Source organism: Octadecabacter arcticus 238 (genome assembly GCF_000155735.2).
In the GTDB taxonomy this organism is placed as follows: domain Bacteria; phylum Pseudomonadota; class Alphaproteobacteria; order Rhodobacterales; family Rhodobacteraceae; genus Octadecabacter; species Octadecabacter arcticus.
The window spans coordinates 2178807-2194439 of record NC_020908.1; the positions used below are offsets into that span (position 1 = coordinate 2178807).

At 55.1% G+C, this 15633-nt stretch carries 12 protein-coding genes and 5 pseudogenes; 10 read left to right on the top strand and 7 right to left on the bottom strand.

All coding sequences use genetic code 11. The annotated features are described in order from the left end of the window. Positions 1 to 5 precede the first annotated feature (5 nt). From OA238_RS11335 to OA238_RS11345, 3 genes are all read right to left on the bottom strand, one after another. Positions 6 to 491 carry a (2Fe-2S)-binding protein gene (locus OA238_RS11335; RefSeq protein WP_044036692.1) on the bottom strand — a complete coding sequence of 162 codons (486 nt, stop codon included), beginning with the start codon at positions 489 to 491 and terminating at the stop codon, positions 6 to 8. 80 nt (positions 492 to 571) lie between these two features. Next, complete coding sequence (locus OA238_RS11340) at positions 572 to 1579, bottom strand: XdhC family protein (protein ID WP_015495276.1); 1008 nt, start codon at positions 1577 to 1579, stop codon at positions 572 to 574. Beyond that, positions 1576 to 2976, bottom strand: a complete 1401-nt coding sequence (locus OA238_RS11345; RefSeq protein WP_245581501.1) for a LysM peptidoglycan-binding domain-containing protein — start codon at positions 2974 to 2976, stop codon at positions 1576 to 1578. Before OA238_RS11345 ends, OA238_RS11340 begins: the two co-directional genes overlap by 4 nt. A gap of 93 nt (positions 2977 to 3069) precedes the next feature. Here OA238_RS11345 and OA238_RS11350 point away from each other — a divergent pair, with 93 nt between their 5' ends. From OA238_RS11350 to OA238_RS32740, 3 genes are all read left to right on the top strand, one after another. Beyond that, positions 3070 to 3651 carry an LOG family protein gene (locus OA238_RS11350; RefSeq protein WP_044038231.1) on the top strand — a complete coding sequence of 194 codons (582 nt, stop codon included), beginning with the start codon at positions 3070 to 3072 and terminating at the stop codon, positions 3649 to 3651. A gap of 168 nt (positions 3652 to 3819) precedes the next feature. Beyond that, a complete protein-coding gene (locus OA238_RS28940; protein ID WP_275450513.1) occupies positions 3820 to 4083 on the top strand; it encodes a Hint domain-containing protein in 264 nt (87 codons plus the stop codon). Positions 4084 to 4095: 12 nt separating this feature from the next. Then, on the top strand, positions 4096 to 4248 hold the full coding sequence (locus tag OA238_RS32740; protein WP_187293172.1) for a hypothetical protein: 153 nt from the start codon (positions 4096 to 4098) through the stop codon (positions 4246 to 4248). 90 nt (positions 4249 to 4338) lie between these two features. On the opposite strand, the gene OA238_RS11360 is transcribed toward OA238_RS32740, so the two are convergent. Beyond that, positions 4339 to 4938 (bottom strand): superoxide dismutase, encoded by a 600-nt coding sequence (locus OA238_RS11360; protein WP_015495280.1) that lies wholly within the window; start codon positions 4936 to 4938, stop codon positions 4339 to 4341. Between the two features lie 201 nt (positions 4939 to 5139). On the opposite strand from OA238_RS11360, the gene OA238_RS35005 reads away from it, so the two are divergent. Beyond that, the gene (locus OA238_RS35005) at positions 5140 to 5388 is read left to right on the top strand and encodes an IS3 family transposase (protein ID WP_187293173.1); all 249 of its coding nucleotides are present in this window, start codon (positions 5140 to 5142) and stop codon (positions 5386 to 5388) included. Between the two features lie 157 nt (positions 5389 to 5545). Here OA238_RS35005 and OA238_RS11370 read toward each other — a convergent pair. Both OA238_RS11370 and OA238_RS11375 read right to left on the bottom strand, forming a co-directional pair. Then, a pseudogene (locus tag OA238_RS11370) lies at positions 5546 to 6492 on the bottom strand (IS1595 family transposase). Between the two features lie 323 nt (positions 6493 to 6815). Further along, positions 6816 to 7792: pseudogene (locus OA238_RS11375) on the bottom strand (IS1595 family transposase). Positions 7793 to 8352: 560 nt separating this feature from the next. Between OA238_RS11375 and OA238_RS30110 the strand changes: the two are divergent. The 4 genes and pseudogenes from OA238_RS30110 to OA238_RS11400 all read left to right on the top strand — a co-directional run bounded on the left by OA238_RS30110 (position 8353) and on the right by OA238_RS11400 (position 12097). Further along, positions 8353 to 9097 (top strand): annotated as a pseudogene (locus OA238_RS30110) (IS5 family transposase). Between the two features lie 56 nt (positions 9098 to 9153). Further along, positions 9154 to 10646 (top strand): IS3 family transposase gene (locus OA238_RS11390; protein ID WP_085982754.1). Its coding sequence is split into 2 segments (ribosomal slippage): positions 9154 to 9604 and positions 9604 to 10646, totalling 1494 coding nucleotides; the frame shifts between segments, so codons are not numbered across the junction. A gap of 40 nt (positions 10647 to 10686) precedes the next feature. Then, positions 10687 to 11523, top strand: a pseudogene (locus OA238_RS11395) (IS30 family transposase); the annotation flags it as partial. Positions 11524 to 11665: 142 nt separating this feature from the next. After that, on the top strand, positions 11666 to 12097 hold the full coding sequence (locus tag OA238_RS11400) for an IS5 family transposase (protein ID WP_275450514.1): 432 nt from the start codon (positions 11666 to 11668) through the stop codon (positions 12095 to 12097). A 70-nt stretch (positions 12098 to 12167) separates the two neighbouring features. Here the strand turns inward: OA238_RS11400 and OA238_RS11405 are convergent, their stop codons facing one another. Further along, positions 12168 to 12980 carry a restriction endonuclease gene (locus OA238_RS11405; protein WP_044038236.1) on the bottom strand — a complete coding sequence of 271 codons (813 nt, stop codon included), beginning with the start codon at positions 12978 to 12980 and terminating at the stop codon, positions 12168 to 12170. Positions 12981 to 13786: 806 nt separating this feature from the next. Between OA238_RS11405 and OA238_RS11410 the strand changes: the two genes are divergently transcribed. After that, positions 13787 to 14254, top strand: coding sequence for a CIA30 family protein (locus OA238_RS11410; protein ID WP_015495287.1), 468 nt, complete (start codon positions 13787 to 13789; stop codon positions 14252 to 14254). A 135-nt stretch (positions 14255 to 14389) separates the two neighbouring features. Continuing rightward, positions 14390 to 15523, top strand: a pseudogene (locus OA238_RS11415) (IS110 family RNA-guided transposase). Positions 15524 to 15633 lie beyond the last annotated feature (110 nt).

Sequence of the window (15633 nt, forward strand, 5' to 3'; positions counted from 1 at the left end):
CGAATTTATTCAGCGGCGATGGCGGATACGTCCTGTCCGGACGCGGCCATGATGGCTTTGACGATATTGTGGTAGCCCGTGCAGCGGCAAATATTGCCGTCAAGATACGTGCGGATCTCTTGCACTGACGGTTTCGGGTTTTCCTTGAGCAAGGACGCCGTCGACATCACCATGCCCGGCGTGCAAAAACCGCACTGCAATCCGTGGTGGTCTTGAAACGCCTGCTGGATCACGTTCAGGGAGCCGTCCTCATTGGCCTGTCCTTCGATTGTGCCAACATCCGCGCCGTCTGCTTCGGCTGCAAACATCGTGCAGGCCTTCACCGCTTCACCATTCACATGCACCACACAGGCGCCGCATTGGCTGGTGTCACAGCCAATATGCGTGCCCGTCAAATTCAAATCTATGCGCAAAAAATCCGACAGCAGCGTGCGTCCTTCGACGTCACCGCTGACAGCTTTGCCATTCACAGTCATTGAAACCTGTGCCATGTGCGATCCTCCCAGATGTGCAAGTGTTGGTGGAGTTAAACACGCCATCATCGATCTGAGAACACCTTTTTCGTGAAGCGTTATCCTTGTCGCAAGATTTGCGTCACCTGCGCAATGACACTGACTGCAATTTCAGCCGGTGATCGCCCACCGATGTCTAGCCCCACAGGCGCATTGATCCGCGCAATTGCGTCCGCGCCAAACCCCGCCTTTTGCAATCGTTCAACGCGTTTGGCGTGGGTCCGTTTTGATCCCAGACAGCCAAGGTAAAACACGTCCGAGCGCAGCGCTGCCATAATCGCGGGGTCATCCAGTTTCGGATCATGGGTCAACGTCACAACGGCACAACGCGCATCAAGACCCACCGCCTGCAATGCGTCGTCCGGCCAATCGTCCAGAATTTGCAGGTCAGGAAACCGCGTCGGCGACGCGAATGAGGGGCGCGGATCAACAAGCGCGACGTCATAGCCGCAGGCGCGCGCCATCGGCACCAATAATTGCGCGATATGAACACCGCCAACGACAAACATCCGCAAGGGCGGGTTGTGGACGGCCACAAACGTGCGCGCGTCGTCTTCTACACCGGAACGATCCAGCCGGAACCGGTCAGGATAGGCCTGCGCGCTGTCCAGTTGTCGCGTTGTGCCGTCCAAATCTGCGACATAGGCCACCGGCACGCGCGCCTCGCGCTGCGTAACCAGTTGCGCCAAGACATCGACGGTCATCGCACCACGCGTCGCTTCCCCGTTTGCCTGTCCGACAACCGGTTCGACCAGCACCTTGATGCGACCACCGCAGGCAAGCCCGACGGCAAAGGCTTCGTCGTCAGTGACGCCAAACTCCAGCAGCCGCGCGTGTTTTTGGTCTGGACCGCCCTCTAACGCCTCGAGCGCTTCAACGATCACCGCGCCTTCAACACAGCCGCCCGACACGGACCCTTCCATGTGACCATCATCACGGATCACCAATTGGCTGCCGACAGGTCGCGGGGCCGAGCCCCATGTTTCAACGACCGTTGCCACAACTACACCGCGCCCATCGCGGAACCAGTCCCATGCCAGCCGTGGAACGCCGCCCAGATCGCTCAATTGTTGTCCGCCACGTCTGGTGGCGGCACCGTAAATACCTGACCGGGATAAATCAGGTCAGGATCGCGGATGCGGTCGCGGTTGGCCTCGAACACCTTCAGGTACAAAATCCCCGATCCGTAGCGTTCCTCGGCAATCGCCCACAGCGTCGCGCCGGGCTGCACCGTGCGTGTTGCCACGGTGAAGTTCGGATTCGCGACGTCGTTTGCCATGGCTGCGATAACATCGGCAGGGTCTTCGCGCAAGAACGGCGTTTCGATGCGGCTGACCACGTCACCCGCCGCGTCTATTTCATCAATTCGCAAGTTGTAAACGCCCGTTTTTACATCCGGTAAATCGCCGCGCCATGTGCCGTTCGCGTCAATCGGAAGGCGGCTGACAGGCGCGTTATTAATGTAGACCTGCACAAACCCGTCGCCACCTTGCCCAATGGCGCGGCCACGCAAGATTACGTCGCCCGAGGGTTCATAGGTAATGGCATCGAGGGCGACGTTGGACATGACTTCGGGCGGCGTGTCGGCGGCAACCGCTGGCTGGATCACATCGACTCCGTCTTGCGTGATGGCAAGAATTGCAGGGGTGGACGGATTGGCTGTCGTGCTTTGCGCAGCGTCGCTCTCAATTAATGGCTCCGTTGAGGTTGGGTCAGGCGTTGGTGTTTCAACCGAAACCTGCGCCACTGTCACATCAGGTGCTTCAATTGACGACTCGACAGGTATTTCAACAGGTGATTGAGCGGGTGTTTGAACAGGTGCGTTGATTGGCGTCAGACTCTCTGTGGCGGCATCAGCCGATACGGCTGCGGCCACTTGCGCAAGTGTCGTTTCGGGCTCAACCGCAATCTCAACTTCAGTATTCGCAACAACAACCGGCGCAGGATTGGCGGCCAGCACAAATGTTTGCTCCGCCAGTGTCGGCGTTCCGTCAGGATCGCTCACGACTGTCAGGATACGTGGCGCGTCTGAAAAGCCCAAAAAACCGACGATAAAAAATGTGCCGTCGGTGTTGGCCATGACCCGTTCGACCTCGACATCATTAACCATCGCAGCAACAGGCAGGTCCGGCGTAACCAGACCGGACACAACGAAACCGCCATCCGGTTCGAACCGCAGGTCTGTCAAATTAACTGTGTCAATAACAGGTACGTCCGCGGGTTCTCGGGCTTGCATATCATCACCGGCAGGTTGTGAAATGGCCTCGTCTTGGAGAACAGGATCAGGAGCCACAGTATCAAGCGCTGCGTTAGTTACCACATCTTGCCCCAAAGTTTTCCCCGAGTTTTGCACTGGCGCAAGCGGCGCACTGGTCAGGTCCGGCATCGGCCAAAGGTACACCGCAACAGCAATTGCCACCGCCGATACAAGGCCACCGGTGATCATTAAATTTCTGGTCTGCACGATTTAGCTCCCCAACAGTTGGCAGACTGTAACAACGGGACTATCAGGGGTCAAAAGATGCTTTCGCACCCCCTCCCTTTGATTGGACCAATCATGACCAACAGCACCCCCTTCAAGCGCAGTTTTTCTGTTTGCGTCTACTGCGGCTCACGCGATGGGCTCGATCCCGCCTATGCCCAAGCCGCAACAGATTGTGGCACGATGCTAGCGCGCAACGGCTGGCGGCTGGTTTACGGCGCTGGTGATGTCGGGTTGATGGGGCGCGTGGCGCGCGCAGCGCAGGCGGGCGGCGGCGATACGTTCGGTGTGATCCCACAACACTTACTAGACTGGGAGGTCGGTAAGACCGACCTGACGACCTTCATCGTTACTGAAACCATGCACGAGCGTAAAAAGGTCATGCTGATGAACGCCGATGCTGTCGTTGTTCTGCCCGGCGGCGCGGGCTCGATGGATGAATTGTTTGAGGCACTGACATGGCGCCAGCTTGGCCTGCACGCGAAACCAATTTTCGTGCTAAATCAGAACGGCTACTGGGACCCGCTTTTGGCCTTGATGGATCAGATCATCGACCAAGGGTTCGCCGATGCCAGCCTGCGCGACTTCCTGACCGTCGTGCCTGATGTGGACACGCTGACCACGGACCTCGCGGCAGTGCGGGCCAGCGCCAGCTGACGCACCAATGTTATTGGTGATAATTCACGAATCTTTGCCCCTAGAGGGGACAGGCGTTAGCACGCTATAAACCATTGCGTCTTATTTTGACCCGCTGGGCGAGTATCTTTAGCGAATAATTACGCGGCTCCGCCTACCTGTCGCCTTATTGTATTTAGTTTAATCCGTATTCACAAAGGTGCGTTTGGCCACGGCATGCCAATGTCAGATATGATCGTGTCGCCAAACCATCGCATCCTGTTGAACGGCCCGCGACTAACGGTGAATTTCGGTGAGGACGAGGTGCTTGTGGCAGCCAAACACCTTGTCGGCATGCACTGCGTCGAAAAAGTCGCGCCACGCAATGTAAGCTATTTGCATCGCTTGTGTGCCCGCCATGAGGTTCTGATGGTCGATGCCATCTGGACCGAAAGCTTTCAGCTGGGCGCATAGACGATGACTGGAATGGCATCTGATCAAGTTGACGAGGTTTATTCTTTGTTCCCAGAATTAAAGGACCCAAAACTCAACCTCGGGTTCCGCGACGCGCGCATTGTCTTGCGCAGTCACGAGGCACAAATCGCACGTGCGTCACTGGGATATGAAGCACGGGCCTAGCAGTTTTCGCAAATTGCCCTCAAAATTGACCCAAACCACAAAAAAGGCCCGCCGTTGCAGGCGGGCCTTTCCTTTTGGAATGAGCAATCATCACATGCGGGATGCGACGTTTTCCCAGTTCACAAGATTGTCGAGGAAGTTGTTCAAATACTTTGGACGCGCGTTGCGGAAGTCGATGTAATAAGAATGTTCCCACACATCACAGCCCAGCAGTGCCGTTTGGCCAAAGCACACAGGGTTCACGCCGTTTTCGGTCTTGGTGACCTTCAGGCTGCCGTCAGTGTCTTTGACCAGCCACGCCCAACCGGACCCGAACTGACCTGCGCCCGCAGCGGAAAACTGCGATTTGAAGTCGTCGACTGATCCAAAGCTGTCTTTGATCGCGGCCTCAAGTTCGGACGGCATCGCCCCACCGTTGGGACCCATCATTTCCCAAAACTGGTTGTGGTTCCAAAGCTGGGAGATGTTGTTGAAAATGCCCGATTGCGCGACGGCGGATGCGTCATACGTACCAGTGATAATATCTTCCAGGGACTTGCCGTCCCATTCAGTTCCAGCAATCGCCTTATTGCCGTTTTCGACGTAGGCGTTGTGGTGCTTATCGTGGTGGTACTCAAGCGTTTCGGCGGACATGCCTTTGGTCGCAAGCGCGTCGTGGGCGTATGGAAGATCGGGAAGTTCGAAAGCCATTGGGAAACCTCATGTTTAGAATTAGGATGTCTGACTCTTAACAAAGCCCTCATGGTCCCAACGTCAAGGTGCATGAGTCAATTTGGTCGCATTCGGCAGTGTTTCCCCGCTTGCGCCGGTGGACTTTAGGGCAGTTTTCATCATGTTTTTAACAAAGCGGGACCAACCGGCAATCACGACGTGTTTCCTCACGGCGGCCAAGTGAGAGCAGATAACATCTGTACCATAACTGGCGGTGCCGCGTTTGATGGCCAAACACGGCTTTTTTTGCACAAATCGGTTAAAGGCAGTAAGAAATGCTACGGGTTCAAGCGGATTTACGAGGATTTGTTAGCTGCTCGTAGGTCCGTATCTGAGCGCTGCGTGGCGCGAACAATGAAGGAAAACGGGCTGTCACCACGCCAGAAGAAAAGGAGAATGCGAATAACCACGGAAATAATCACAAAATGAGCCCATACCCAAACCTAAGGCTTATCCCTTTTAGTCCGGTTGCCCCACATGTTGACGCGGCGCAGAATCTTGCCCTTGTGGCTTTAGAGGCGGATCGGATCAGTTTGTAACGTCTGGTGGGTTTATAGGGCGTGGCTTTTGCCGTGAACGAGGCCCTTCAGGCGCGCTGTTTAACAAAATCACGATATGTCGCTGGCCCGAGACCAACACCGATCCCCAGCAGCGTGTCGAAGCCGCTTCGCATGTGTCGCCGTCGGTTCCAGCGGAACACGAATTCGTCAAGATAGCGTTGCAGATGGCACTTTCTGAGGCCGTGGAAGACGCCTTTTGCCCACGTTTTTAGGTTGGAGAACACGCGGTGGACCCAGTGGAGTATGTCGCGTGCCTTTTTGCCGCTGACGACCTTCGCCTCATGCGTGTTTGCAGGAGGATTTTCGTAACCGAGCCAGCCATCCGTGATGATGTGAGCGCCAGGCTCTACAGCCTGACCAATGAACCCGTGCAGCGTCTTTGACGCGCCGTCGGGAATGTGTTTCATCCTGATACGGCGCGGATGTCCGTCACTTGATAACTCGACGGCACAGACGACAAACATCTTTCCGACGGGGCTGCGCCCACCCTTTGGCCGGTTCTCGGGATCATGCCGGGACCGGAACGGCATCTCTGTTTCATCGATTTCGACAAGGTCTTTCAGGGGGTTGCGGTCAGGGTTGACCATCGACCGCCGCAGCTTTTGCAAGAGGAGGTCGCCGAGAAGCGCCATCGGTCCGAGCGACGATGGCGACCCGTCTTGTAGCTGCCAAGGCCAAGTTGCGCCTGAAGTTGCTGCGCTGACATGCCGTTGGAATGGCTGGTGATGATGTGCGCGGCAAGAAACCAAATTCGCAACGGCAAATGGCTGCTGTGCATCACCGTGCCAGCCGTCACGAATGTCTGCCGTGCGCAACCGGCACATTCCCAAGTCGCGCGACTTCGCTTTAACGGCCAGCCCTTGCAGGTGCCACAGGACGGACACACGAAGCCCTCAGGCCAACGATGTTCCGCCGGAGAATGCGAGCACGCTTCCTCATCAGAAAACCTGGCATCGAACGCCGGGCGGGACATGGGTTTGTCGTTTTTTCATCTGGCTGGCATAGGTGGAACAATACCAGAACACTCTAGATTGGCAAGCCGCGTCGCACTACATCAAGTGCCGCCGGAGCAAAGGAGATAAGCCTTTACAAGATTATTATTAATTTCTTCACAACGTCAAGAAGATTGGACAGAGTTTTATCATTAACATACCTAAGACTTATCCCTTTTAGTCCGGTTGCCCCACATGTTGACGCGGCGCAGAATCTTGCCCTTGTGGCTTTAGAGGCGGATCGGATCAGTTTGTAACGTCTGGTGGGTTTATAGGGCGTGGCTTTTGCCGTGAACGAGGCCCTTCAGGCGCGCTGTTCAACAAAATCACGATATGTCGCTGGCCCGAGACCAACACCGATCCCCAGCAGCGTGTCGAAGGCGCTTCGCATGTGTCGCCGTCGGTTCCAGCGGAACACGAATTCGTCGAGATAGCGTTGTAGATGGCACTTTCTGAGGCCGTGGAAGACGCCTTTTGCCCACGTTTTTAGGTTGGAGAACACGCGGTGGACCCAGTGGAGTATGTCGTGTGCCTTCTTGCCGCTGACGACCTTTGCCTCATGCGTGTTTGCAGGAGGATTTTCGTAACCGAGCCAGCCATCCGTGATGATGTGAGCGCCAGGCTCTACAGCCTGACCAATGAACCCGTGCAGCGTCTTTGACGCGCCGTCGGGAATGTGTTTCATCCTGATACGGCGCGGATGTCCGTCACTTGATAACTCGACGGCACAGACGACAAACATCTTTCCAACCGGGCTGCGCCCACCCTTTGGCCGGTCCTCGGGATCATGCCGGGACCGGAACGGCATCTCTGTTTCATCGATTTCGACAAGGTCTTTTAGGGGGTTGCGGTCAGGGTTGACCATCGACCGCCGCAGCTTTTGCAAGAGGAGGTCGCCGAGAAGCGCCATCGGTCCGAGCGACGATGGCGACCCGTCTTGTAGCTGCCAAGGCCAAGTTGCGCCTGAAGTTGCAGCGCTGACATGCCGTTGGAATGGCTGGTGATGATGTGCGCGGCAAGAAACCAAATTCGCAACGGCAAATGGCTGCTGTGCATTACCGTGCCAGCCGTCACGGATGTCTGCCGTGCGCAACCGGCACATTCCCAAGTCGCGCGATTTCGCTTTAACGGCCAGCCCTTGCAGGTGCCACAGGAAGGACAGACGAAGCCCTCAGGCCAACGATGTTCCACCAGATAATGCGAACACGCTTCCTCATCAGAAAACCTGGCGTCGAACGCGGGGCGGGACATGGGTTTGTCGTTTTTCCATCTGGCTGGCATGGGAAGAACAATACCAGAACATTCTAGATTGGCAAGCCGCTTCGCACTACATCAGGTGCCGCCGGAGCAAAGGGGATAAGCCTTAACATACCTCTTGATATGAATGTGATGAAGGTTCTCACCAATGGCATAAAATATGCTCGAACAGAAGTAGGACATTTGCATTATTTCAGTGAATATACAGCACTTGAAACATTAAAAGACTGTGGTTTTACAATTAAAGATAGCTTTCTCTCAACAGCTTTTTTGAGTATTCCTCCAAGAAACATCAGACAGCTCGCAGTCTTGCCTTTCAGATTGACAACCTTAGCGTTAGGAAAATCTATCGGATCAAGAATCTTTGGAGGGCAATCTCTCGTCGTGTACGCTGAAAGTTAATATCATTGGGAATGAGTGAGTGGGACGACTGTCAAAATAAACCATGCGGCAGCTTTGGCAAGTTGCTGCAAGAACGCATAGATAAAGAAAATCCACGACGCACACCTTAGGGTCAGGACCCATTAATTGATTGAGTTTGTCGCGTTGTGGTGATTCATAGTCTTCAATTGTAGGGGGATATTATGAGCAATTTGTATTGGCTGACTGAGGCGCAGATGGAGCGTCTCCGGCCGTACTTTCCAAAGAGCCGAGGTCGTGCTCGTGTTGATGACCGTCGTGTTTTGAGTGGCATTATCTTCATCAATCGCAATGGTTTAAGGTGGTGTGATGCACCTTCCGAGTATGGACCGCCGAAGACGCTATATAATCGATGGAAGCGCTGGAGTGATATGGGCATATTTGCCCAAATCTTGATGGGGCTGGCCGAGCAGGCCCCCGACAACAAAACCATCTCAATCCCCTCTCATCGAAACTGCGTTTCGACTGCCGGGCAGTGGACGCCACCTACCTCAAAGCACATCGTACGGCCGCCAGCCTGCGGTTAAAAAAGGGGGGCGAGGACGCCTGATCGGGTTGACCAAGGGCGGTATGAATACAAAGCTACATGCTGTCACAGACACCAGCGGACGACCAATCCGCCTCTTCATCACAGCAGGACAAGTCAGTGATTACACTGGTGCAGCCGCCTTGATGAATAATCTGCCTGAGGCTGACTGGCTCCTCGCTGACAGAGGGTACGATGCTGATTGGTTCCGTGAAACCCTTGTAGACAAGGGCACAACGCCCTGCATCCCCGGTCGCAAGTCGCGCAAAAAGACCGTCAAGTACGACAAGCGCCGTTACAAACGACGCAACCGTATCGAGAGAATGTTCGGAAGGCTCAAAGATTGGCGCCGCGTCGCAACTCGCCACCCTCCGTGCCAATAAGCGTGAGACAATTGACTGGCTAAAGTTTACACTTGAGGGCGTAGGAGAACGAACCCATGGTTATGCCTTCACAATCACCACTTTCGCCAGATGCTGGATCTGGAGCCGTTTTGGCCCCGACGTCGCCTCCCCGCGTTGTTAATGCGCCGTTGGCTCCCACAGCGGAACTGACGAGCATCCCGAAGCGGCGCAACTTCACAGCCAAATACAAACTGCGCATTCTGGATGAGACGGACCAAGTGGCAGACACTGGCGGGGTTTCCGCCATTCTACGGCGGGAGGGGCTTTATTCCTCTGCACTGACCGATTGGCGCCGTGCGCGGGCGGCCGGCACATTGGGTGCATTGCAGCCAATGCGCCGTGGCCCACAAAAGGCACCTGCCAATCCATTGCAAGCTGAGCTGACCAAGGCCAACCGTGAGGTGACAGCCTTGCGGCGCCGTCTGGATCAGGCGGAAGCCATCATTGCCATCCAAAAAAAAGTGGCGGGACTTCTGGACGAGATGGAGCAGACGCAAGAGCGCAGCGGCAAATCATGATGGCCGTCGCGATTGCATTGCCCACCGGCAGCGGCTTGACCTCGGCTGTCTGCGCCGCGCTATCATTATCGCGCGCGAGCGTTCTTCGACAGCGTGCGGCGCTGACGGCACCACCACGCACACGCCCACCGCGCGCAGCGTCTTCGCGGGCTCTGCCGGAAAGGGAAAGAGACCAGGTATTGCACCACCTGCGCGAACCCCGCTTTGCGGATCAGACGCCCACAGAGGTCTTTGCCACCTTGCTGGATGAAGGCACCTATCTGTGTTCAATCCGCACGATGTATCGGATATTGGCCGCGCAGGGCGAAGTTGGCGAACGCCGCCGACAGCGCACACATCCCGTCTATCAAAAGCCTGAACTTCTAGCTGAAGCCCCCAATCAGGTCTGGTCTTGGGACATCACCAAGCTGAGGGGCCCGGTGAAATGGTCCTACTTCTATCTCTATGTCATCCTCGACATCTTCAGCCGCCGCGTTGTTGGCTGGCGCGTCGAGCACGCGGAGAGCGCCAGCCAGTTCAAAGAGCTGTTCATCGACGCGATGGAAAAACACGAGGTTCCACGCGATCAGCTGACATTGCATGCAGATCGCGGTGGGCCCATGAAGGCAAAGACGACAGCTCTGATGCTGGTTGATCTTGGTGTGCTCAAGTCCCACAGTCGGCCCCACACCTCAAACGACAACCCGTTCTCCGAAGCCCACTTCAAAACACTGAAATATCAGCCAGAGTTCCCCAAGAACTTTGAAACCATCGAGCAGGCTCGCGCATTCTGCCGCAGGTTCTTTGCATGGTATAACCAAGACCATCATAACGCCGAGATTGGTCTGATGACGCCCGACCAAATCCATTTTGGGCAGACCCAAGAAATCTACACCGCGCGACAAGCAACACTAGACGCGGCATTCCTCGCCACGCCCGAACGCTTCGTACACAAACCACCAAAACCGCCTCAAATCCCGACCGCCGTCTGGATCAACCCACCAAAACCAACCGAAGAAACCCAAGCCTAAAGTCCAAAAGCCACTGTCTCAAAGTCGTTGATACGTTCCGTATGATGCCCGGCGCGCGCGCTGCCGCCGCAAGCGCAAGCTTGTGGAGGGGAGCGATCTTTATCGTTTCGTTCATGGCAAGCTCGTACATCTGCACTGGTCGCCTGAGCAGATTGCGCAGAGACTGCGTCTCATGAAGCCTGATGATCCATCCGCCCATGTGAGCCATGAGACCATCTATGCCGCGATTTACGCGCAGCCACGTGGTGGGCTGAAGGCGGCGATGATCGAGGCGTTGCGTCAAGCGAAGCCTAAGCGTGGGCTCAAGCGCAGGACAGCGGCGGGCAGTGCTATGGTCCCGGAATCATTGCGCATTATCAACCGCCCTGAAGAGATCGAAGCGCGACTGGTACCAGGCTATTGGGAGGGCGACCTCATCAAGGGCGCATTCAATCGCTCGTCAGTGGGGACCTTGGTCGAGCGCAAGACACGCTTTGTCATTCTTTGCAAAATGGACGGCAATGGGGCCGAGGCCGCGCTCGACAGCTTCACCCGCCAGATGAGACGACTACCCGCTGCTTTGCGCAAGAGCATGACCTACGACCGCGGCTCCGAAATGGCCTGCCACCCCGAACTCGCCAGACGGTTGAAGATCGATATCTGGTTCTGCGATCCGCATGCGCCTTGGCAGCGTGGCAGCAACGAGAACACCAACGGACTGCTGCGTCAGTACATGCCCAAAGGAACTGACCTGAACGGTGCAAGCCAAACATGGCTGAACGACGTTGCAAACCTGATGAACAACCGTCCGAGAAAAACTCTCGGTTGGAGAACACCCGCTGAAGCCATGGCCGACGAAATCGCGGCCTTCAAATCAACCGTTGCACTTGATGTTTGAATCCAAGCCTTGTCTTGTCATGCGGGCCCAAAGCCCAAGTATCCGTTCAGGTTTCAAAAAAAAGACGGAGGTGACCTTACTCAGCGACGGTCCTCAACGACCAAGAGGGGAACGGTCCAACCTCCGCCGCTGCCTGGCATAAATAACGTGCTGCGCAGCTGTTCCAGCTTCGCATAAAAACTGCCAAAATCATAAGACAAGAGGGGCCAAGCTGCATGCGGTTACAGATACCAGTGGTCGCCCGGTCCGCTTGTTTATTACTGCAGGTCAGGTGAGCGATTATACCGGCGCAGCTGCGCTAATGAATGGCCTGCCTGAAGCCGAGTGGCTCCTTGTTGACAGAGGATATGATGCTGACTGGTTCCGCGAAACCCTTGTAGACAAGGGCACAAAGCCCTGCATCCCCGGACGCAAGTCGCGCAAAAAGACCGTCAAGTACGACAAGCGCCGTTACAAACGACGCAACCGTATCGAGAGAATGTTCGGAAGGCTCAAAGATTGGCGCCGCGTCGCAACTCGCTACGACAGATCACCAACAGTCTTCCTCGCCGCAATCGTCATATTCTGGTTATGAGTCCTGATCCTAGGGCTTTGTTCATTTCCTATTTGATGACTATTTCGGGTATCTGCGGCATTTTTTGCGGTTAAGTCAGGTTTGATAATCCCAAAGCGTTTGATAGGTTCGGCAGCTCAGAAACATCTATGAGCCGGACGCCATTCTTGTCGGCCAGTTGCATTGCGGATCGTGTATAGCCACTCTTTCCAACCACGACAGCGCTGTCGCCATCAAAAAACGTTTTCGCAGCATTAACTTCTTGCACAGCTTTGTTCCCAACTGGGCTTCTGTACAATTTGCATTGGATAATACATTTGTGGCGTCCATAAATAGCCACAACGTCTGAACCTTGATCGCCACTTCCTTGGGTTGCCTGAGCGTCCCAGCCGTGCATGTTAAGCACGCTCGCAGTCCAATGTTCAAATTCGATTGGGTCGTGCGGGATCGTATCTATTGAAACGCCCGGAAACGCAGACTCCGCCGTTATGTAGACTTGGTCAACGACATATTCATAGAGTTCGGGTAGCAGCAGCAGGTCCTCGGAAATGTTCAGCTCAGGCAGCATAATATTCTGGTAAAAATAATTAACTTCCTTGTCGAATGCCTCGTATTTTTGTTCACCGTAGTGACCTTGGTAAACTTTCTGGCGGTAAATTTTCCCAAGGGCATCTTGGTGCTTCTCGGTGATAGTTCTGATTTGCCGATGTGCCTCTTCAATGCGCGCTTTCTCACTCCCCCCTGAATAATAACCGCCCAACGCAACAACCGTTAACAAGCCGCCCGCTACGATTGTAATCGTAGCTAAGTCGCCTTCCAGACCCTTGGACAAAAGGTAAATGAGGCCCCCAACAACAACCACGAGCACGACTATCCAGCCCTCACCTCTCTTACTTCCTGCCACAGATCTATCCTTTGATTTCTTCACTTCTGACCCTTGTACGGGATCGAGGCCTAGCATTGCTCGTTTCACAGCTAGCAAAAGAGCTTTAATGCCGGAGGTCTAACTGTGTCGCTGATCCAACAATCATACAACAAGAAATGCCTCTAAAAAATATGAAAAAATCTGTAGTTGCGCGTACTTTGCTATAAGGTGTTTGCCCGCTTTATTTTCATACCGGTTTAGCTCAAAATACTTTCGTTAGCAGGTCACGCACCAGATACTTCTGAACGTTGGCGATACACAATGAGCCATGCCTTGCTTACCGCCTCTTCACATCAGCAGGCCGTCACCGTGGTGCTTATCGCCAAGCGTTCCAGCAGCCAAGAATATGATGAGAATCATGGGGGCTGACGATATGTCGGATCTCCCCCCCATCATTCGCCTGCCAAACACGATTAATCTGCCAGTCCTGATAGGCCCAAGCGAACCGTTAAGATCAAACTAGAAGTCGTTCGAAGGCACGCCCATACTTGCGCGTTTAACCCAATGGACCGCAGTTCTGGGTGCGAAGGAGTGCAATAAACCTCAGTTGGGGCAAGATTGGTCTCGGCAGCCCGCCCCTTGTGTATCTTATGAATGCCCACAAGCAAGCAGACAAAAAGGATTTTCGCAGAGGCGGTGCTGTAATTGAGCGGCCCCATCTCAGAAAATAATCTCTAAATTTATTGTATGATTGGTCTTTGGTCCATCGTTGCGATAATTGCCAAATGCTGCCAATCGTCTGAGAAACCGTGTTTGAACACCCAGTTATGAAGGGGCGCAGCAAGATGGATATTAACCCAACGTGGGAATACGTCGCTGACAATGTAATGGGTGGCGTGTCCAACGGCGACATGCGCCAAGAAACGTATCAAGGCCGCAAGGCGTCCGTCTTGTACGGGGATGTGTCGCTGGACAACAATGGTGGTTTTATACAGATCGCTTGCAATCTAGGCGCTGATGAAAACACTTTTGATGCAAGCGAATGGACTGGCCTTGAACTGGACGTTAGCGGCAATGGCGAACGATACGATATTCGCCTACGCACTGACCAACTGACGCGGCCATGGCAATCTTTTAGAACTGAGTTCACGGCGCCACAAGAATGGCAGACGCTTCTGGTACCGTTTGACACGTTCATATCGCATAAAACTGACGCCATATTTGATCCGGCACAGCTTCGTCGGGTCGGTATTCTTGCAGTTGGTCGCGAGTTTAAGGCACACGTGGCTATCGCAGGCATACGGTTGTACTGAGTTTGTAATCAGTACCGCGACGATGCGCGCCACTTCACTTCAGTCGTTCAAACTGGCTTTGATGATGTAACCGCCGCCCGACGGCATCGATGCGCCAAGATGGGTCTGCAATGATCCACAAAAAGGAGAGCGGTCATGTCAGATATTACCACAGTCGGTCTCGATTTGGCGAAGAATGTATTCCAAGTACATGGAGCTGATGGCGCAGGCCAAGCGGTTCTGCGCAAGAAGTTACGTCGAACGCAGGTCTTGGCGTTTTTCGGCCAACTTCCGCGATGCGTGGTTGCGATGGAAGCGTGCGGCGGCGCGCATTTCTGGGGCCGTGAGATTGATAAGCTGGGCCACGAAGTGCGCCTAATCCCGCCCGCTTACGTCAAACCCTTCGTTAAACGCCAAAAGAATGATGCCGCTGATGCTGAAGCGATTTGCCAAGCAGCGGTACGCCCATCGATGCGCTTCGTGCCGGTGAAGAGCGAAGATGTGCAGGCTACAGTCATGGTCTTCCGGGCCCGGGAGCTGCTGATCCGTCAGCGCACACAAACCATCAATGCGCTTCTCGGCCACCTGACGGAGTTTGGAGAGGTGGTTCCCCTGGGCGCAGCGAACGCAGCGCGTCTGATTGTGATCATAGAGGATCCGGCAAGTTGCTTGCCGGAGGAAGCTCGGGCAACATTGCTGGTTCTGATCGAGACGAAGACCCGCCTCGACGGCCAGATGGCTAAGCTCAACGCAGAGATCAGTCGGCGTGCCAAAGAGAATGAGGTGGCGTGCAGGCTGATGACGATCCCGGGAATTGGGCCGTTGATCGCCACGGCTCTGGTTGCCCTCGCGCCGCCCCCTGAGACCTTCCGCAGAGGGCGCGATTTTGCAGCGTCGTGCTGCAAGCACGCCTCTGGCGTGACGCTCGGGCTTGTGCCGCGACAACACTCGACTGGCGGCAAGCAGAGGCTCGGGGCGACGACGACCCTTTCGGGACATTGCGTGCCGCAATGCCCTGCCCGGCAGTGAATGGGAGATCGGTCTTTGCGGCGACGGCTGATTATTGGCGCCAACAGTGTCATTATAAAGCGGCATGTCCATCCAATGGCCGGATCGGGCACTTGGCTGGGAGGGGTGCTTTTGCGCAAGCCACCGATGCTTGTGCGGGTGGCGCTGGCGAACACCCCTCTCACACATGCAAGCATGTGTTGACGGGCAACGGATGGCGCGGATTGTCTGGGCGCTCATAGTGAAAAAAACGTTTATAGAGCTCTGGCTGCGGCGGCGTAAGCCGACTGACAGCCGCGAGGACGTCGGAGCGGAGGAGGGCAAGGAGCTGTATGGCGCAACGGTCGTGAGACGGGATTGGGAAAACCGTAAACATACAGGGAACCCCCTCT

What these genes read in the sequence shown, in the direction of transcription:
- OA238_RS11360 (WP_015495280.1), bottom strand. Translation starts at nt 4,938, where the DNA reads ATGGCTTTCGAACTTCCCGATCTTCCATACGCCCACGACGCGCTTGCG.
- OA238_RS11410 (WP_015495287.1), top strand. Translation starts at nt 13,787, where the DNA reads ATGGATATTAACCCAACGTGGGAATACGTCGCTGACAATGTAATGGGT.
- OA238_RS11350 (WP_044038231.1), top strand. Translation starts at nt 3,070, where the DNA reads ATGACCAACAGCACCCCCTTCAAGCGCAGTTTTTCTGTTTGCGTCTAC.
- OA238_RS32740 (WP_187293172.1), top strand. Translation starts at nt 4,096, where the DNA reads ATGGCATCTGATCAAGTTGACGAGGTTTATTCTTTGTTCCCAGAATTA.
- OA238_RS11335 (WP_044036692.1), bottom strand. Translation starts at nt 491, where the DNA reads ATGGCACAGGTTTCAATGACTGTGAATGGCAAAGCTGTCAGCGGTGAC.